At 68.4% G+C, this 17,749-nt stretch carries 18 protein-coding genes; 9 read left to right on the top strand and 9 right to left on the bottom strand.

Annotated features, from left to right (window positions below; genetic code table 11):
• Positions 1 to 92 precede the first annotated feature (92 nt).
• Complete coding sequence (locus NGM07_RS10435; protein WP_253510905.1) at positions 93 to 2,402, bottom strand: MEDS domain-containing protein; 2,310 nt, start codon at positions 2,400 to 2,402, stop codon at positions 93 to 95.
• Positions 2,403 to 2,688: 286 nt separating this feature from the next.
• Here NGM07_RS10435 and NGM07_RS10430 point away from each other — a divergent pair, with 286 nt between their 5' ends.
• Complete coding sequence (locus NGM07_RS10430) at positions 2,689 to 3,432, top strand: DNA polymerase sliding clamp (RefSeq protein WP_253510903.1); 744 nt, start codon at positions 2,689 to 2,691, stop codon at positions 3,430 to 3,432.
• A 108-nt stretch (positions 3,433 to 3,540) separates the two neighbouring features.
• Here NGM07_RS10430 and NGM07_RS10425 read toward each other — a convergent pair whose 3' ends face one another.
• A complete protein-coding gene (locus tag NGM07_RS10425; protein ID WP_253510900.1) occupies positions 3,541 to 3,912 on the bottom strand; it encodes a DUF7344 domain-containing protein in 372 nt (123 codons plus the stop codon).
• Positions 3,913 to 4,164: 252 nt separating this feature from the next.
• Positions 4,165 to 4,755, bottom strand: coding sequence for a DUF7474 family protein (locus NGM07_RS10420; RefSeq protein WP_253510897.1), 591 nt, complete (start codon positions 4,753 to 4,755; stop codon positions 4,165 to 4,167).
• An 879-nt stretch (positions 4,756 to 5,634) separates the two neighbouring features.
• Here NGM07_RS10420 and NGM07_RS10415 point away from each other — a divergent pair.
• Positions 5,635 to 6,141 carry a DUF367 family protein gene (locus tag NGM07_RS10415; RefSeq protein ID WP_253510895.1) on the top strand — a complete coding sequence of 169 codons (507 nt, stop codon included), beginning with the start codon at positions 5,635 to 5,637 and terminating at the stop codon, positions 6,139 to 6,141.
• Positions 6,142 to 6,152: 11 nt separating this feature from the next.
• Here NGM07_RS10415 and NGM07_RS10410 read toward each other — a convergent pair whose 3' ends face one another.
• Positions 6,153 to 7,532: a NosD domain-containing protein gene (locus tag NGM07_RS10410; protein WP_253510893.1), complete on the bottom strand. Its 1,380-nt coding sequence runs from the start codon at positions 7,530 to 7,532 to the stop codon at positions 6,153 to 6,155.
• 97 nt (positions 7,533 to 7,629) lie between these two features.
• Here NGM07_RS10410 and NGM07_RS10405 point away from each other — a divergent pair, with 97 nt between their 5' ends.
• The 3 genes from NGM07_RS10405 (at position 7,630) to hisH (ending at position 9,184) form a co-directional block, all read left to right on the top strand.
• On the top strand, positions 7,630 to 7,779 hold the full coding sequence (locus NGM07_RS10405; protein WP_253510890.1) for a 50S ribosomal protein L40e: 150 nt from the start codon (positions 7,630 to 7,632) through the stop codon (positions 7,777 to 7,779).
• A gap of 169 nt (positions 7,780 to 7,948) precedes the next feature.
• Positions 7,949 to 8,455, top strand: coding sequence for a cupin domain-containing protein (locus NGM07_RS10400; RefSeq protein WP_253510887.1), 507 nt, complete (start codon positions 7,949 to 7,951; stop codon positions 8,453 to 8,455).
• A 69-nt stretch (positions 8,456 to 8,524) separates the two neighbouring features.
• The gene (gene hisH, locus NGM07_RS10395) at positions 8,525 to 9,184 is read left to right on the top strand and encodes an imidazole glycerol phosphate synthase subunit HisH (protein WP_253510884.1); all 660 of its coding nucleotides are present in this window, start codon (positions 8,525 to 8,527) and stop codon (positions 9,182 to 9,184) included.
• 24 nt (positions 9,185 to 9,208) lie between these two features.
• Here hisH and NGM07_RS10390 read toward each other — a convergent pair whose 3' ends face one another.
• On the bottom strand, positions 9,209 to 9,820 hold the full coding sequence (locus tag NGM07_RS10390) for an MBL fold metallo-hydrolase (RefSeq protein WP_253510881.1): 612 nt from the start codon (positions 9,818 to 9,820) through the stop codon (positions 9,209 to 9,211).
• An 83-nt stretch (positions 9,821 to 9,903) separates the two neighbouring features.
• Between NGM07_RS10390 and NGM07_RS10385 the strand changes: the two genes are divergently transcribed.
• The 4 genes from NGM07_RS10385 (at position 9,904) to NGM07_RS10370 (ending at position 12,092) form a co-directional block, all read left to right on the top strand.
• Entirely contained in the window at positions 9,904 to 10,083 is a 180-nt protein-coding gene (locus NGM07_RS10385) for a DUF5786 family protein (RefSeq protein ID WP_253510878.1), read from the top strand.
• A 3-nt stretch (positions 10,084 to 10,086) separates the two neighbouring features.
• Positions 10,087 to 10,650, top strand: a complete 564-nt coding sequence (locus NGM07_RS10380; RefSeq protein WP_253510875.1) for an endonuclease dU — start codon at positions 10,087 to 10,089, stop codon at positions 10,648 to 10,650.
• 518 nt (positions 10,651 to 11,168) lie between these two features.
• Positions 11,169 to 11,756 carry a uracil-DNA glycosylase gene (locus tag NGM07_RS10375; protein WP_253510873.1) on the top strand — a complete coding sequence of 196 codons (588 nt, stop codon included), beginning with the start codon at positions 11,169 to 11,171 and terminating at the stop codon, positions 11,754 to 11,756.
• A 69-nt stretch (positions 11,757 to 11,825) separates the two neighbouring features.
• A complete protein-coding gene (locus NGM07_RS10370) occupies positions 11,826 to 12,092 on the top strand; it encodes a hypothetical protein (RefSeq protein ID WP_253510870.1) in 267 nt (88 codons plus the stop codon).
• A gap of 40 nt (positions 12,093 to 12,132) precedes the next feature.
• Here NGM07_RS10370 and NGM07_RS10365 read toward each other — a convergent pair whose 3' ends face one another.
• From NGM07_RS10365 to NGM07_RS10350, 4 genes are all read right to left on the bottom strand, one after another.
• Complete coding sequence (locus NGM07_RS10365; RefSeq protein WP_253510867.1) at positions 12,133 to 14,418, bottom strand: outer membrane protein assembly factor BamB family protein; 2,286 nt, start codon at positions 14,416 to 14,418, stop codon at positions 12,133 to 12,135.
• A 501-nt stretch (positions 14,419 to 14,919) separates the two neighbouring features.
• Positions 14,920 to 15,924 (bottom strand): PhnE/PtxC family ABC transporter permease, encoded by a 1,005-nt coding sequence (locus NGM07_RS10360; protein WP_253510862.1) that lies wholly within the window; start codon positions 15,922 to 15,924, stop codon positions 14,920 to 14,922.
• Entirely contained in the window at positions 15,921 to 16,691 is a 771-nt protein-coding gene (locus tag NGM07_RS10355) for a phosphonate ABC transporter ATP-binding protein (RefSeq protein ID WP_253510860.1), read from the bottom strand. The genes NGM07_RS10360 and NGM07_RS10355 overlap by 4 nt, the downstream gene beginning before the upstream one ends.
• A 45-nt stretch (positions 16,692 to 16,736) precedes the next feature.
• Positions 16,737 to 17,705 (bottom strand): phosphate/phosphite/phosphonate ABC transporter substrate-binding protein, encoded by a 969-nt coding sequence (locus NGM07_RS10350; protein ID WP_253510857.1) that lies wholly within the window; start codon positions 17,703 to 17,705, stop codon positions 16,737 to 16,739.
• Positions 17,706 to 17,749 lie beyond the last annotated feature (44 nt).

The following is a 17,749-nucleotide window of genomic DNA, read 5'->3' as shown; positions in this document are numbered from 1 at the left end:
AAGCTCGGTTACGAGGGGAGGTTGGTCGTCACTGCGGGTAAGCGTGGCGAATGCCCGCGATCAGCCGTCTCGGCGGCCCCACCGGGAGGGCCTCACACCACGTCTCGGAACTCGAAGCGCGCACCGCCCGCCTCGCTCTCGGTCACTCGGCAGTCCCACCCGTACACCGACACGAGCTTTCGGACGAACGCCAACCCGAGGCCGGTCCCCCCGTTCTCCGAGGCCGTGGTGTACCCCGGTTCGAAGATCGTCTCGCGGTCCTCGACCGGGACGCCGCGGCCGTCGTCGGCGACGTAGAACCCGGTGGGGAGTCGCCCGACGGTGACCGAGACGCCGCGTCCGTCGCGCTCGTCTCGGTCATCGTCGGGCCGGGGGCGGTCGGCCCCGTGTTCCACGGCGTTCTCCAGGAGGTTCCGGAAGAGCTGTCGGACGTACGCCTCGTCGGCCCGTATCGTCCGGTCGACGGCGACGTCGAGGGTGGCGTCCGGCGCGTGCACGTCGCCCCACGCCTCCCGGGCGACGGCCGCGAGGTCGACCGCCGTCCGGTCGCCGACCGCTTCCCGACCCCGGGTCAGCACCAGCATCACGTCGATCATCTCCTCGATGCGGTCGAACGCCTCGGTGACGTACTCGACGGCCTCCGAGTCGGACTCGTCCGGCAGTCGTTGGCCGTATATCTGACCGATGGCGACGGGGTTGCGGAGTTCGTGGGCGAGCATGCTGGCGAACGATTCGAGGCGCTCGTTGGACTCCTCGAGTTCCTCGACCGTCTCCTCGAGTCGCCGTTCGCGCTCGACCCGGTCGGTGATGTCGCGCGTCAGGGCCACGTGGGCGGTCGTCCCGTCGGGGAGGTGCAGCGGCGCCGCGTGCGTCTCCATGTGCCGACGCGTTCCCTCCAGGCCGACGATGTCGAACTCCATCGTTCCGCGCTCGCCCCGACAGATTCGCTCGTTGAACTCGCGGAACCGCTCGCGGTGTTCGGGCGCGACGAGGCCGTAGACGGACTCGCCGATCACGTCCGACTCCGCGTCGGCCTCCACCATCTCCAGCCCGGCCGTGTTCATCTGGAGCAACGTCCCGTCGGCGTCGACGGTCTTGATGCACTCGGGGGTGGTTTCGACGAGCGCGCTCAGGTGCTCGGTCCGCTCGCGGAGTTCCCGCTCGCGCTGGCGGCGTTCGAGTTCGTAGTTCACCCACTGACCGAGCAACCGCTGGAAGAGGTGTTCGTTGTCCGAGAACGGCTCGCGGCGCGGCTCCTCGGAGACGAAGAAGAACGTCCGGTCGAGGTCGCCCTTGACCTCGATGTACGTGCCGAGGTACGTCTCGAAGCCGAACTCGCCCCCGACGGTGACGTCGTAACCGTATCCGTCGGGTTTGCCGACGCTCTCGACCGCGTCGGCGTCGGCGGCCGCGGTGTGGTCGGTATCCGGCAGCGGGAGTTCGAGTCCGGGCGCGAAGTGTTCGTGGTCGGCGCTGACGTGTTCGACCTCGAACCGGTCGGCGTCGGGGTCGACTTTGGCCATCGCGCCGAGTTCGAGGCCGAACTGCTCGCAGCCGAGGTCGAACAACTGCTGGAGCTTCTGCTCGAAGTCGAGCGCGGGGTCGGCCGTGATTCGGTAACTCTCGCGCAGGAACCGCTCGCGCTGGCGGCGGTCGACCTCCGCGTCGGTCTGCTCACCGAGCGACCCGAGCAGGCGCTCGACCTCCCGTTCGGACTTCTCGGGGCCGAAGAACTCCCCGGGCGGCGTGTAGTAGACGTTGTGGCTGATCCGCCCGTCGTGGACGAGGAGCGGGTGGGTGCTGATGACGTCGCGGATGACCTCCGAGGGGAACAGGTTCCGGTTATACTGACAGAGCGCGATGCCGTCGGCGTCGTCGAAGAGGTAGTTCGCCTTGGCCTCGCATCTGACGAGTTCCTCGCCCTCGGGGTCTTCGCGTAGGACGGTGCTCATCTCGCCGGCCATGCGGAGCCCCTCGTACTCTTCGGTGGCCTCCTCGATGGCGGCGTCGATGAACTCGACGGTCTCGTCGGCGTCGAACGTCTCGTTTCGGAGGTAGGTTTCCCGCTCGTCGTGGATGGACAACTGCCCCGATTCGAGGGCGGCGTCCACGTCGACGCCGTGGTCGCGCATCGCCTCCTCGACGTCCTCCCGGGAGTTCTCGCCGGCGACGTAGAGGCACCGCTCGCCGCGTTCGAGTCCCTGGCGAACGAACGGAGCGACGGCGGCGAACTGCTCTTTCCGGGAGTCGTAGACGAGTGCGAAGTGGCCGTTCGCGTGGTCGTGGTTCTCGATTGGTTCGGCCGGACCGCGGAACGCCCGACTCGACCGGAGCGCCTCGACTGCGGACTCGACGTACTCGACGTCGTCCGTCTCTGCGGTGGGGGACGCGCGTTCACTCACCGATGCCACCCCCTGCCGACGCGCGACGGCCCTCCCACAATCCGCAGTTTCCTCGTTTCATCGTACCCGTAGTCAGCGTCTCGCCGCGGATAAGGGTGTGCACTCACCAGCCGTCCGACGTGAGTCGCCGGCCGTCCAAGAGAGCGGTTTACAGGCTTCGCTTGTCCGTCCCGACGCTCGGCGTTTCCCGGGGGTAGGCCGACGTTACAGTCACCTTGATTCCGCACCCACGCACGCGCGCCTGAACGGGTCTTTTTTATGCTGGGGGTTCGTACCTGCCGTCAAGATGTTTAAGGCCATCGTGAGTGCCGACACGCTCAAGGAGACTATCGACTCGGTGGGCGTGCTCGTCGACGAATGTAAGATTCACCTCGAAGAGGACGAACTTCTCATCCGGGCCGTCGACCCCGCGAACGTGGGGATGGTAGACCTGAATCTCTCCGCGGAGGCGTTCGAATCCTACGAGGCTGACGGCGGTATCATCGGCGTCAACCTCGACCGACTCAAGGAGATCGCCGGCATGGCCAACGGCGACCAGCCCGTCCAACTCGAACTCGACGAGGAGACGCGCAAGCTTCACATCCAGATCGACGGACTGGCCTATACGCTGGCGCTCATCGACCCCGACTCCATCCGCCAGGAACCCGACATCCCGGACCTCGACCTCCCCGCCGAGATCGTCGTCGAGGGCAAGGACATCGACCGGGCGGTCAAGGCCGCCGACATGGTCAGCGACCATATCGCGCTGTCGGTCAGCGAGAGCGACGAGACGTTCGTCGTCGAGGCCGAGGGCGACACCGACGACGTGCGCCTCGAACTCGACCGCGACGACCTCATCGACCTCCAGGCCGGCGACGCCCGCTCGCTGTTCAGCCTCGACTACCTGAAGGACATGGACAAGGCTATCCCGAGCGACGCCGAGGTCCGCGTCGAACTCGGCGAGGAGTTCCCGGTCAAACTCCACTTCGACATCGCCGAGGGGCAGGGCAACGTCACCTTCATGCTCGCACCGCGCATCCAGAGCGACTGACTGCCAGAGCGACTGTCCGGGTCGGCGTTCCGTCGCCTCGACGCTCTTCGTCGTCTCGACGCTTTTCGCTCCTCGTCTCTTCTCGACCGCGTTCGAACCGATTCCCCGTCACCCCGTCTCCAGCAGTTCCCGGAAGTGCTCGCGCTCGGGGTGGTCGTCCTCCACCCAGTCTTCGAGCGAGGAGTCCTCCCAGTGGCGGACCGTCCTGGTCCGGGCGTCGTAGTCGATGAGCGGCGTCTCGGCGATCCTCGGAAGGTGGTTGTGGTGGAGTTCGATGCGGACGAACTCGTGGTGTTCGGACGGGTTCCGATTCGTCCTGCCGTCCCACTCGCGCTCCCACTCGACCACCTGGGCGGCGAGTTCGTCCAGTCCGACGGTGTTGCTCACGTCCTCCCGCTCCAGACAGTAGAAGACGTACCGTCGGCGTCTGTTCGCCAGCAGTGCAAACACCTCGTCGATAGAGAGTTCCCCCGGTTTCATAGTTATCTTCTTTATTTCCCGGGACGTACCGGGTAAACCATCGTCAGACGTTTACAAGCTGGATTACATTATCGCCCTACAAAAATTGAATGGCTAATTCGGGGGACGGCGGAACCTGGGTTGACGCCGACTCCCGAATTCGTCGAGGGTCGTCCGTGATAGACTCCGGCGATTATTGCGACGGAAACCCGTAGTCGAGTGTTCGTCCGGGGACCGGTGGTCGGGTCGCAACCGGCTCCGCTGTCGTCCCGGCTACAGACTCCGGTCGATGACGGCCTTTGCGGCCTCGGCCTTCTCCTTCCAGCCGTACCCCGCCTCGTAGACGTGGCGCTTGCGGTTGACCAGCTCCTCGGGCGTGGCCTCCTCGAAGCCCCCGCGGGTCCACGTGCCGGTGTCGTGGAGCCACTCGACGACGCGCTCTCTGGTTTCCTCCCACGAGAGGCCGACCATCTCGTACCACGCGATCATGGCGAAGACGGCGTTGTCGTGGGCGCCGGGGACCGACCCCTTCCGGGCGACGGTCTGGATGGGTTCGACGGTGGGGTCGGTGACGTGTTCCTTGTACTGCTCGGCGGTCAGGAGTTCGAGTTGTCCGCCGTCGGTTTCCACGACGCGCTGTTCGTGGCGCAGGCGGTCCAGCGCGGCCTGGTGGAGTTTGCCCCAGCGGCCGTGGGCGGCGTCGCGCAGGGCGTCCTCGCCCAGCGGGCCGCCCGAGAGCATCGCCACGACGTCGACGTACGCCTTCTCGATGTCGGCCCACTGCTCGCCTTCGAAGCGGCAGTCCGGGCCGTGAAGGTTGCTCGTCGTCCGGCAGTCGGGGCAGGGGTAGTCGAACCGCGGCACACTCGCCTCGTATACTCAGGAGGTACATAGCTTGCGGGGATTCTTCGTCGGAGTGAGTCGCGTTTCGTCGTCGGTACGAGGGCGGTTTTGAACGTTTCAGGCCGTGTACGCCGCGTCTAAGACGCGGTAACGGAGAACACTTCGAAAGCACTGTAGGTTTGCGTTGGCCGAACACGGTGACGGCGACGACTACGGCAAACGAGACGTTCTCGAAACCCCCGTTCGCTACGAGATGTAACAACAGCCGAGGCAGTGACTACTTCGAAAGCCCCCGCCCGCTCGCGGTCGCTCACCGACATATCCGCGGCACGGCTCCGCCGTGCCGCACATAGGGGTCGCTGAGACGACCACGTCCTCCGGACGCGAGCGGGCGGCCCCTTTCACCCTCCCGAACCACACCCTCCCCAACCGATTCCTTCGTGCCCTGCGGGCACTCAGTCATCCCTCGCGCGAAGAAGGCGCGGCTCAAGCCGCGAGCCGCGCCAGCACGCGCCGGGGGTGGGCGCGAAGATTCGACACGGAAACAGTTTCGGCAGGCGCATCTTGGGTAAGGTGTCGCTCGGTGCGGCCAACCACCGGGTGGGACTGAAAGGGGCCGGGCGCTCGCGGGCCGCAGGCCCCTGGTCGTCTGCGCGGGCAACTATTCGGCGAGCACCGGAGGTGCGAGCCGAATATCCCGTCGCAGCGACCGCGAGCGCCCGGGGGCTTTCTGGCTGTTCATCGCAGCGGTTTCCTCCATCACCTCTCGATTTCCGGCGACAGAACGTCCGGGGGCTTTCGAGGCGGTCACGTCTGTCGAAGTGCTGGTGTCTGCCAAGCTCTCCCCGATTTTTACGAACGAGCGACTTTTCAAGCCGATGCGCCTACGGTCGGGATAGAGTGAAACTTCACGTCCGGTACGAGGGCGACGACGACCCCGACAAGTGCACCGCGAGGAAACTGGCGCGGTTCGACCTCGCGGAACTGCACCGCTCGGCCCGCGCGACGCCCTACGGCATCGTCCTGAACCCGCACGCCGAGCGGGCGCTCTCGCCGGCCGACCGTGCCGAGACAGACACCCTCGTGGCGCTCGACTGCTCGTGGGAGACCGCCGAGCGCGCGCTGTTCGAGATGCCGGGCGTCCACCGCGCGCTCCCGTTCCTCGTCGCGGCCAACCCCGTCAACTACGGCAAGCCGTTCAAACTCAACACCGTCGAGGCGTTCGCGGCCGCCCTGACGATTCTCGGCGAGCGCGAGCAGGCCGAGGAGATCCTCGCGAAGTTCCGGTGGGGCGAGACGTTCCTTGAACTCAACGCCGAACCCCTCCGGCGCTACGCCGACTGCGAGGACTCCTCGGAGGTCGTCACGGTCCAGCAGGAGTACCTCGACGCCGGCAACGAAGCGTAGCCGCCCCGTAGCTACCGCCCGGCGGGCGCGGTCGTCGCGTTCCGGTGCTCCGGGGCGAGGACCGCGACCACGGTCCCGTTCTCGTCGAGGTCGGCGAGGGTCGCCGACGCGAGGTTCGATTCGGCGCCGTCCCCGCCTTCGCCCTCCTTCTCGACCCCATTCTCGTCTTCGTTCTCGTCCCCGCTCGCCCCATCGAGGGGCGTCCAGCCGTCGGGGCCGAACCGCCACAGCGACGGTGCCTCCCCGGACGGTGCCCCGCTCGGCTCGCTGCCCGTCTCGCCAGCGGTTCCGGCCCGGTCCCGATAGTCGACCGAGAGCCGAAGGTGTGCGCTCTCGCCGGTCGGCGTCGCGACGAACGGCCCGCCGACGATTCGGCGGCCGGCGGGGAGCGGCGGCGTCGCGTCGGCCGCGTCGAGTGCCACGTCCCGGAGGTCGAACGAGAGGGTTTCGCCGCCGAGTTCGACCCGCTCGCCGACCACGGTCGAACCGCCGGTCGCGTAGAGCGGCCAGCCGACTCCGCCGCCGAGCGCGACGTCGACGAGGTCGACGCCGCGCGAATCGTTGACGAGGACGCCGACCGAGTCCTCGGCGCCGACGGTCGGTGCCGCGACCGTGACGTTTCGGACGACCGCCCGGTCGGCGCGGGACAGCGCCACGCCCGCGAAGCCGTTGGCCGCCGCGGTCACGTCGGCGACCGTCGCGTTCGCCGAGTCGAAGACGCCGACGCCGTACCGGCGGTTCCGGCTGACGTTCGCGCCCGTCACGGTCGCGCGGTTCGAGCGCTCGACCGTGACGCCCGCGATGTTGTCGACGATTGCGCCGCCGACCACCCGTGCGCCGTCGGCGTTCCGCAGGAACACGCCCGTGTTGCTTCCGCGGGCGGTCGCGTCGACCAGCGTCGCGTTTGGCGCGCGCTCGACGAAGAAGCCGTCGCCGAGGTTGCCGACCGCCGAGACGTTCCGGAACGTCGCGTCTCGGACGCCGACGGCCGCGACGCCCGCGCCCCAGCCGGTGGTCCGGAGGTTCCGGACGGTGACGTTCGAGAGCATCTTCGGCCCCTGGACCAGGACGCCGACGACGCCCGGACTGTCGCCGCCCGCGACGGTGTGGCCCCGGCCGCGGAGCGTCACGTCGTCGGCCGCGATGGAGATGCAGGCGCCCAGCCCCGACGAAGGCCTCGTCGCCGACCTGTTGTCAATGCGGCCGGTCAACATGTACTCGCCGGATTCGGTGATGTCGGTGCAGGACGATATCTCGGTCGGACCGGCCCGGTCCGAACGCTGGACTCGCTCGGCGTCGGCAGCGAGCGCCGCGCCACCGACCGGCGCGAACGCGCTCACCGCGAGCAGGACCGCCGCGAGCGCGACCGCGAAGACGCTGCTTCGGCGCATGGAGCGGGGACGCCGCCGAGCCGATTATAGCTTGTCGCCCGCCGGCGCTCGGACCGACTCGGTAAGGTTTAAACGCGACCGCGCCAAACTCGCCCGTATGGCTAGTTTCGAGAAGGCGGAAGCGCGTACCCTCGACAAGATGATCTGCATGCGGTGCAACGCCCGCAACCCCAAGGGCGCCGACAAGTGCCGTAAGTGCGGGTACAAGAAGCTCCGCCCGAAGAGCAAGGAACCGCGCAACGCGTAATCGCCCGCTCGATTTTCGCGTTCTCCGTTCGTCTAGTCGCATCTCCGCCCGGTCACGCCTCCTTCCGCGAGTATCGAGACGCGCCGAGCTGTCGCTCGGCGCGTCTCGAAGAACGAGCGAAATGACGACCCGCGAGTAGCTTCTTTCCGCTCGGCCGCGAAGACCCGGCATGGAGGATTCCGACCGAATCGTCGCCGCCGACGACCGCGAGTGGGAGTCGACCGAACGCGGCGACCACGAGTTCCGCCGGGTGCGACTCGGCGCGGCCGCCGGCGGCGAGCGACTGGGATGTAGCCTCTACGAGGTCCCGCCCGGCAAGAAGGTGTGGCCCTACCACTACCACATCGGGAACGAGGAGGCCGCTTACATCCTCTCGGGTGAGGTAACGCTCCGGACGCCCGAGGGCGAGACGACGGTACCGCCCGGTGGCTACGTCGCTCTGCCCGCGGGCGAGGACAGCGCCCACCAGTTCCGAAACGACGGCGACGAACCGCTCCGCTTCCTCGCGATTTCGGAGATGAACGACCCCGACGTGCTGGGCTACCCCGACTCGGGGAAGGTCGGCGTCTACGCCGGGTCGCCGCCCGGCGGCGACCCGGCCGACCGCGTCCTCTCGGGGTTCTTCCCCGAGGACGCCGACGTGGACTTCTGGGAGGGCGAGGCCGACGAGGAGTGAGGGGATTTTCGCGCCCGTAATCGCCGCCGCATCGGGAAGAGCCAAGGGACTCGGCCGCCACGTTCCGGTGTGAACGTCACGGTCATCGACTACGGCGTCGGCAACCTCCGGAGCCTCCGTCGCGGCCTCGAACGCGCGGGCGCGAGCGTCGAGGTGAGCGACGACCCCGACGAGATCGCGGCGGCCGAGGCCGTCGTGCTGCCCGGCGTCGGCGCGTTCGAAGAGTGCATGCGCAACTCCGAACCGTTCCACGACGCGCTCGTCGACGCTGCCGAAGACACCCCGATACTCGGCGTCTGCGTCGGTCTGCAACTGCTCTACACCGAGAGCGAGGAGGGCGCGCCCGACGGCGAAACCGTCACGGGCCTCGACCTGATACCCGGCCGGGTCGTCCGGCTCTCGGGCGACGACGTCAAGGTTCCGCACATGGGCTGGAACGAACTCACCGTCGAGCGCGACCACCCGCTCGCCGACGGCATCGCCGACGGCGACTACGCCTACTTCGTCCACTCCTACCGCGCGGCGACGGACGACAGCGCGGTCTGCGCCTGCGACTACGGCGGGTCGTTCGCGGCCGTCGCCGCGAACGACGCCGGTAACGTGATGGGAACGCAGTTCCACCCCGAGAAGAGCGGCGACCTGGGTCTGCGCATTCTGCGGAACTTCGTCGAGTACGCCGAGGCGTACGAGGCCGACGAATCGACCGAGTCGCCCGCGACCGCCGACTGAGAACGGAACGCGACTCTCGTCTCTTTACTCGTCCGGATATTTCGGTTCGCGCCGTTCGGCCCGCTCTAGCGACCGCTCGATTACTTCCCGGACATCGCCGTGGAAGTCCTCGCCGTGGCCCGCGTACATGTTCTCGACGCTTTCGGGCAGTCGGTCGAGGATTGTCCGGATGCTCTCGATTTCTCGCTCCCGGGACTGGCCCTCCATGTCGGTCCGGCCGAAACTGCCGTCGTCGAACGCGCCGTCGCTGTAGACCACGACGTCGCCGCTGAAGATGGTGGAGTCGGAGACGAACGCGAGGTGGTCGTCTGCGTGGCCCGGCGAGTACACCGCCTCGAACCTCTCGTCGCCGATTTCGACCTCGTCGCCGTCGTCGAGTTTCTCGGTCCGGCGCGGGTGGTCGCCGTAGCAGTAGAGGTCCGCGTCGAAGGCGTCGAGCACCGCGTCGAGTTCGGCCACGTGGTCGCCGTGCTGGTGGGTGAGAACCACGGCGTCCACGTCGTCGACGTGTTCCTTCACGGCGTCGACGACCCCCGGCATGGCCCCGGCGTCGACGAGGACGTTCCGATCGCCGGTCGCGAGGAAGACGTTGGCCGTGAACGTCTCCGCGTCGGCGGTGACGTTGTACACCTGCATGCCGGGCTTTTCGCCCGCACCCCTCAAAAGACTGATGGGCGGCGGGGGACTTTAGTGAACGGCGACCCTACTATTCGATAGCCATGGGATTTGGGAGCTACGACGAGTCCGAACAAGAGGACCAGAACTACGACGTGGACGACGACAGCGGCGTCGCCACGGAGGAGAACTCCCACGAGGGGAAAGTCGACTTCGAGATCGGCGCGTCGAACGACGAACTGCTCGACCGCCTCAAAGACATCAAGGACGACGAAGAGGCCTGAGCCGTGAAGCCCGGCGTTCGCGCGCTGGGCGTCGCGGAATCCTACCGCGGCCGCCGTAGCACGCTCGCCGGGACCGTCGTCAGGGCGAGTCGCGTGGTCGACGGGTTCGCCTACGACACCGCCACCGTCGGCGGCACCGACGCCACCGACACCGTCGTTTCGATTTTTCGGAAACTCGACCGAGAGGACGTGCGCTACCTGCTACTGGCGGGTATCGCGCTCTCGTGGTACAACGTCGTGGACCTCCACCGAGTCGCGGAGGCGACCGACCGCCCCGCGATTTCGGTGACCTTCGAGGAGAGTCCGGGCCTCCGGGGCGCCCTCGAAGCCGAGTTCGAGGGCGACGCCCTCGACCGGCGACTCGAACTCCTCGACGCCCAACCCCCAAGAGAGCGACTCTCGGTCAACGACCAGGCGGTCTTCGTCCGGTCGGTCGGCGTCGACCCGGGAGAGGCCCGCGACGCGGTCCGGGCGTTCACGCCCGAGGGCGGGCGACCCGAACCGGTTCGGGTCGCCCGCATGGCGGCCCGCGCGGCCGACGAACTCCGGCGGGACGGAGACGAGTGAGTTCCGGGAACGGTACGCGAACCCCTCGACGCGCCGACAGTCGCTGGCCGGACGACAGAGGCGCTCGGTGACACCAACTACCAGGGACGGCCGGTGACAGGTTCCACTGGAAGCGCCCGACGACATAGACCTCCGGAAGCGCTCGGTTTCACAGACCACCGTGGGCGGGACTGAAAGGGGCCGGGCGCTCGCGTCCGAAGGATGTGGTCGCCTGCGCGGGCAACTATTTCGGCCGCGGCACCGCCGCGGCCGAAATATCCCGTCGCAGCGACCGCGAGCGCCCGGGGGCTTTCGGGGCTATCTTCTTTGCTGTCGTCGCAGTCGTTCGCGGTGAGTGGGCGGGTTTTCGAGATTGCCTTCTTCGCTGTCGTCGCAGTCGTCAAGGCGAGTTGGCAGAGGCTTTCGAGGTAGTCACTGCTCCCGTCGTCACGCTGGTCGCTGGCGAACGACTAGAGCCGGTTTCGTCGCGTCGACGGAAGGCCGCCGACTCTTAATACCCCAACGCCGTGTCACCGAACATGGGAGAAATGGACGGCCTCGAAGTCACCGAGTGCACGCGCTGTCCCGAACTGGTAGACAGTAGAAGCCAGATCGTCAACGGCACCGGTCCCGCGGACGCCGACGTGCTGTTCGTCGGCGAGGGTCCCGGCGAGAAGGAGGACGAGCAGGGCGAACCGTTCGTCGGTCGGAGCGGGACGATTCTCGACGAGAAACTCGAAGAGCGCGGCCTCTCCCGGGAGGACGTGCGCATCACCAACTGCGTGCGGTGCCGGCCGCCGGAGAACCGCGACCCGACCAAGCAGGAACTCGAGAACTGCCGGGGATACCTCGAATCCGAAATCGAGCAGGTTGACCCCAGCGTGGTCGTCACGCTCGGAAAGGTGCCCAGCGAACACCTGCTCGACCGGAGCGTGGCGGTCACGAAGGAGGCGGGGTCGGTCGAGCAGGCCGAACTCGGCGGGTCGGTCCGGGACGTGCTCGTCTGCGTCCACCCCGCGGCGACCCTCTACGACCGGAGCCAGGAGGACACCCTCGACGCCGCCCTCGACAAGGCCGCCGGGATGGCCGGCGGGTCGGGCGGACAGTCCCAACTCGGCGACTACTGACCCGACTCCCCGGCCGCGAGACGCCGGTACGCCGCGCATAACGAAGTCCCCGCCCGTCCGATATCCTCCATGGTACCGCCGACCCAGAGTTGGATAGCGGGTGCGAACCTCGCGAAAATCGCCGCGGCCGTCGCCGTTCCCCTCGTTCTCGCACTGCTGGTATATCTCGACGCGCGTCGACGCGGCCCGGACCGCCGGCCCCGGGACCGCCGGACGCACGACCGGCGGGCGTCCGACCGCTCGACCGCGGCGCTGGCGTGGGGCGTGACGACGTTCCTCGCCGGCGTCGGGTCGCCGCTGGTCGCGTGCTGTTACGCGGTGGTTCGACTCCGGTAGCGTTCCGTCTGCCCGCCCGGTAGCGTTCGGCGCTCGACCCTCAGCGGTCCAGCGCCGCCCACCGGAACCGGTCGTCGAACGCCAGTGCCGACCCGTGGCGGTCGGCCGGGTCGGCCGCCAGCGCCGTCGTCAGCACGTCGTCGGTTGCGGTCGAGAGCGCGGGATTTCGCTCGCTCGGCGGCCGCGGGTCGGCCCGCGGCACCGCGCCCGTTAGTAGGTGGTAGGCGAGCGCCCCGACGCGGTAGATGTCGGTCGCAGGGCCGACTCCGTCGGCCCCCGCGACCGAATCTCCGTCGCGCTCTCGCTGTTCCGGCGGGGCGTACCCCGGCATCGGGTCGCCGAGCGCGTCGCCCAGGAACCACCCGGCGACGGCGGCGTTCGCGCCGTCGCCGGGCGCGGGGAGCAGGATGGTGCTCGGCGCGAGTCGTCCGTGAACGACCCCCTCGCCGTGGGCTCGATGGAGCGCTCGGGCGGCCGCCGAGGCGGCCTCGACCCTCGCCTCGCGGGCCAGCGGCCACGCGTCGCCCAGCGACCCGCCGGAGGCGTAGGGCGTCTCGAACCACGGCACGGGGTCGGTGCCGTAGTCCCGAATCGGCAGGACGCCCCGGCCGTCGAGGTTGGCCCACCGCTCGACGCCCGCGACGAACGCCTCGCGGGTGTCGGCGTCGGCCGACTCGACCAGTCGGGTTTCGGCGACCACCGCCGGTCCGTCGGGCGTCTCGACGCGCTTGCGGTACGTTTCGGTTTCGCCGCGTTCGCCGACGCGGTCGAGGAGGCCGAGTTCGTAGTCGGGTTCCGCGCTCCGCCTCGCCCGCCGATAGCCGGCCGCCAGCAGTCCGGTGCCGAGCAGGCCGAGCGCCACCAGCCCCGGCCCCGAGGTGGCGTACCGCCGGGTGGTCGCGACCGGCGCAGTGGCCAGCGGCGAGGGCCGGTCGACGGCACACAGCGTCCCGCTACGGAGTCCCGCATACAGCGTCCCGTCGGTGACCTCGGCCCAGAACACCTGCCGCTGGCCTTCCGCGCTCGACTCGGTTCCTCGTGCCTCTTGGGACGTCGTCTCCGACTCCGTCCCCGTCTCCGGTCCTCCGAACGGGGGTCCGAACCGCCAGCGCTCCTCGCCGGAGTCGGCGTCGAGGACGGCGACGCTCGACTCGTCGATGACGTAGACCAGGCCGTCACGCACGCCGCCCCAGTACCGGTGGAGTCGCTGCCCGGAGTCGAACCGCCAGCGCTCGGTGCCGGAGTCGGCGTCGACGGCGTGGACACGTCGGCCCGTGATGCCGTAGAGCACGCCGTCGCGGAGTTCGAGCGCCCGCCCGCGGGCCGAGTCGGGCGTCTCGTTCGCGTCCAGCGTCTCGTAGGGGTCGAACGTCCACCGTTCGCCGCCGTCGGCGGCGTTCAGCGCGAACAGGCGGTCCTCCCAGACGTACACCGTGGCGTCGGTGACGGTTCCGACGAACCCGTGGGCGTGCAGTCCCTCGCCGAGCGACGTCCGCCAGCGTTCGGCCCCCGACGCGGCGTCGAGCGCGAGCATCTCGGTCCGGCCCCAGACGTACAGTGCGTCACCGCGGCATTCGACCGGCCGGAATCCGTTCTCGCCCAGTTCCGCCAGCCAGCGTCGCTCGCCGCCCGCCCGGTCGAGCGCCAGGACGCCGCCGTGGGCCGAGAGGTACACCGCGTCGCCGGCGACGACCTGCGGCGACGCCGCTCCGACCTCCTCCGGCAGTTCCTTCGTCCAGAGGGTCCCGCCGTCGGTCAGGTCGACGGCGTGGACCGCGGATTTCGCCTCGTTGGACCCCCGCTCGACGCTCGCGAGATACAGCGTCCCGCCGGCGAGCGAGTAACTGTTCCCGCCGTACGTTCGCTTCTCGAACCGCCAGCGCTCCTCGCCGCTCCGAACGTCGTAGGCCCGCAGGCCGTCCTGCCAGTTGGCGAGCACCGCGTCGCCGGCGATTTCGGGGACCGACGGGTAGCCCCGTAGCTCGTTCTTCCACCGGACGCTCCCGTCGGCGGTCGAGAGCCCGTACAGCCAGAACCGCGGTTCGTCGTCTGACGACTCGTGGTTACGGACGATGCAGACGGTCGTTCCGCCGGCTTCCACCGTCGGGTAGACGCTGTTCCGGCCGCTCGTGTGATTGAACCGCCACCGAATCGAGTGGTCGGCGTCGACGCCCGGGACCTCGAACGCGGGCGTCGGCGCGACGCCGACACTCGCACTCGCACCCATCCCTGCGGCAAGGTCGGCGGCGCCCGAGCGTCGGGCGACCGACCCGCCGCCGAGGAAACCGCCGAGGAAGGCGCGGCGACCGATTTCGCGGGGACACATACCGGGAAAAAGCGCACCCGCCGGTATTCAGCGTTGGGGTGTCGACACGAACGAGATTCCCTGAGAGTCCCTGCCCGCTCGTCACGTGATACAACCACCGCAGCGAACGCGAACACCTCGAAAGCCCCCGCCCGCTCGCCACAAAACGTAACGATAGCGGCGAACGAGACTGTCTCGAAAGCCCCCGCCCGCTCGCGGTCGTCTCACCGACATATCCGGCTCGCGGCTTCGCCGCTCGCCGAATAGGGGTCGGTGAGACGACTGAAGTGAACGCGAGCGGGCGGCCCCTTTCAGTCCCACCCCGCCGGTCGGTTCACCGGGCGTTTTCGGTGGAAGGCGTCGCCGGTCGTGGCTGGTGGTTCGTGTAATTGAGCGCTTCCGGTCGGCCGATTGGCCGGCCGTTTCCGGTGGAAGGCGTCGCCGAGCGCTTCCGGAAGACCGGTCGGTCGGCGCTCGCAGGTCGAAAGACGGCGTCGAAACGCGACGGAGAGAAAGAGAACGTCAGGGGCGCTCGGTGTCCACGCCGAGCCACTTCCGGCTGTCGGCGAGGTCGCGGAGCGCGTCGAAGACGCTCTTGCCCTGGTGCTCGCCCGGCCGCAGGCGGGCGCGGACCCGCGAGGACAGCAGTTCGACGGTCACGACGATGAGGACCACGAGGATGAGCCCCGCCGCCGCGAAGTTGGGCTTGCCGGTGCCGAGTTTGAGCTGGATGTACATCCCGAGGCCGCCGACGCTCGTCACGCCAAGGCTGATGGCGATGCGGGTGTTGATTTCGAGGACGTACAGCGTCCACGCGATGAACGAGTTCGACACCTGGCTCAGCATGCCGAACAGCACCTCCTGAGGCCGCGACGCCCCCGTCGAGCGAATCGCCTCGATGGGGCCGTCGTCGATCTCTTCGAGTTCGTCGGTGAACAGCCGTCCGAGGTTCCCGATGGTGTCGGTGGCGATGGCCAGCACGCCGCTGACCGGCGAGATGCCGAACACCGGGATGAAGATGAGCACCCAGATGAGCGCCGGCACCGCCCGAATCGCGCTCATCGTGCCGCGGAAGACGAAGTTGAACGGGAATGGCGTCACGCGCTCGGAGCCCAGGATGCCGAAGATGAGCGCGAGCGGGAAGCCGAGCACCGTCCCGGTGAAGCCGACGATGACGGTCGCGAGCGCCGCCGGGATGAGGACGACGCCGCTGCCGACCGGCGCCTCCGCGATGGCGGTGACGACGGTCCAGGGCTTGGTGAACGTCACCCAGATGGCGCGCAGACCGCCGATACCGTTGGCCCGGGTGTACGACGTGAGGTCGACGAACGTCGGCGCGAGGAAGTGCGAGACGAACGCGACCCACTCGTCGGCCTGCCGGACCAGCGTCGCCAGGGTGAACCCCAGGTAGGTCAGGCCGGCCGCGGTCGCGCCGAGGACCGCCAGCACGCCGACGACGCCGAGGAGCCGTCGAATCCGCTGTTCGCGCTCGATGCGCTGCTTGACGTCGGCGATGTCTGCGCTCATCGCCCTGCCTCCGTGAGGTGTTCGACGCCGCGGTCATCGTCGCCGTCGCCGGCGCCGTAGTATATCTCGTCGACCACGTCCATCGTGAGGTCGTCCTTTCCGCCGTCGAAGACGACCCGCCCGTCGCGCAGGCCGATGAAGCGGTCGCCGTACTCGCGGGCGATGTTCACCTGGTGGAGGCTGACGATGGACGTGAGGTCGCGCTCGTCGGCCGCCCGCTTCAGGTAGTGCATCACGTCCTGGGCGGCCTTCGGGTCGAGGCTGGCGACGGGTTCGTCGGCCAGCAGGAGTTCGGGGTCCTGGGTGAGCGCCCGGGCGATGCCGACCCGCTGTTGCTGGCCGCCGGACATGCTCCCGGCGCGCTGGTCGGCCTCGTGGAGGAGGCCGACGGTGTCGAGCGCCCGGAGCGCCATCTCCTTGTCGGCCTCGTCGTAGTTGGTGAGCGCGCTGTCGAGGGTGGCGGTGCGGTTGAGCGCGCCGGTGAGCGCGTTCCGGTAGGCGCTCATGCTCTCGACGAGGTAGTGCATCTGGAACACCATCGACACGTCGCTCCGGGTGCCGGCGACGACCTCGTCGCCGATGGACAGCGTCCCCTCCGAGGGCGACGTCAGTCCGTTGAGGATGCGAAGCAGCGTCGACTTCCCGGCCCCCGACGGACCGAGCAGGACGACGAACTCCCCGTCCGGAATCTCGAACGAGACGTCGTCGAGGGCGACCGTGTCGGTCCCGTAGACCTTCGTCACGCCTTCCGATGAGATGTCTGCCATTTGTGCTTGGAAAGTTTCCCTGACGGGACGGTCAAAAGCCTACCTCTACTCGCCGGTCGTCGTTCCGCTCGAGAAGATGTCCTGGCCGTAGCCGAGTTCGTTGGCCACCTGGACGACGGGGTCGTACGTCTTGGCGTCGGCCTTTCGGACGTCGTCGAACCAGAGGTCGTCGTCGGGGTCGTCGCTCTTCTCGTCGGTGTCGGCCTTGCCGTCCTTGCCGAGGTACAGCGACTTGTCGGCCTTGGTGAACGCCTCGGTGATCTTGGTCTTCTCCTCGTCGCTGAGTGTCGGCGAAACCAGGATGGGCGCGCGCGGGATGCCCTTGTCGCGGGCGACCTCCTTCACGAAGTCCTTGTACTCGCGGTCGTCGTTGAGCGTGATGAAGTAGCCGACGCCGGCGGCGTCGACCTGCTCGCTCTTGAGCGCCTGGAGCGCCTCGAAGTGGCCCGACCACGACGGTTCGAAGTCGGCGCCCTTCGGACTCCCCGGTTCGTCGGGAATCGAGAGGCCGGCCTTCTTCAGCATCCCGAGGGGGTAGAGCGACCCGCTGGCGCTCAGCGGGTCGGCGAACGCGATCTTCTTGCCCTTCAGGTCGGTGAGTTTCGAGATGTCCGACCCCTTCCGCGTGACGATGACGCTGGAGTAAGTCCAGGCCCCGTAGCCGTGGCGCTGGAGGATGACCTCGGCCTTGCCGGAGTCGACGCCGAGCGCGGCGGCGAACGGGCCGGTTTCGGCGACGTCGGCGGTGCCGCTGTTGAGCGCTTCGAGCGTGGCGGCGTAGTCCTTCGCGTACTGCATCTCCGCCTTCTTCACGTCGAGGTAGCTCTCGAAGCGCTCCTTGATGGGGGTGTACTGGGCCCGCATCTGGTCCTGGGGTTCGGTGGGTGACATCAGGAACTTGACTTTGTTGTCTCCGTACGGTTGGTTCCCGGAGAAGTTCCCGATACAACCGGCGGTCAGACCGAGTGCGCCCGCCGCGGCCGCGGATTTGAGGAAGGTTCGTCGGTTTTCCATGACCGAATCGGTTAAACGCTTCGACAGCTTCCCGTTAAACCTTC

Origin of the sequence: Halorussus vallis (genome assembly GCF_024138165.1) — an archaeon.
Classification (GTDB): domain Archaea; phylum Halobacteriota; class Halobacteria; order Halobacteriales; family Haladaptataceae; genus Halorussus; species Halorussus vallis.
This window is presented reverse-complemented; position numbering and strand designations above follow the sequence as displayed.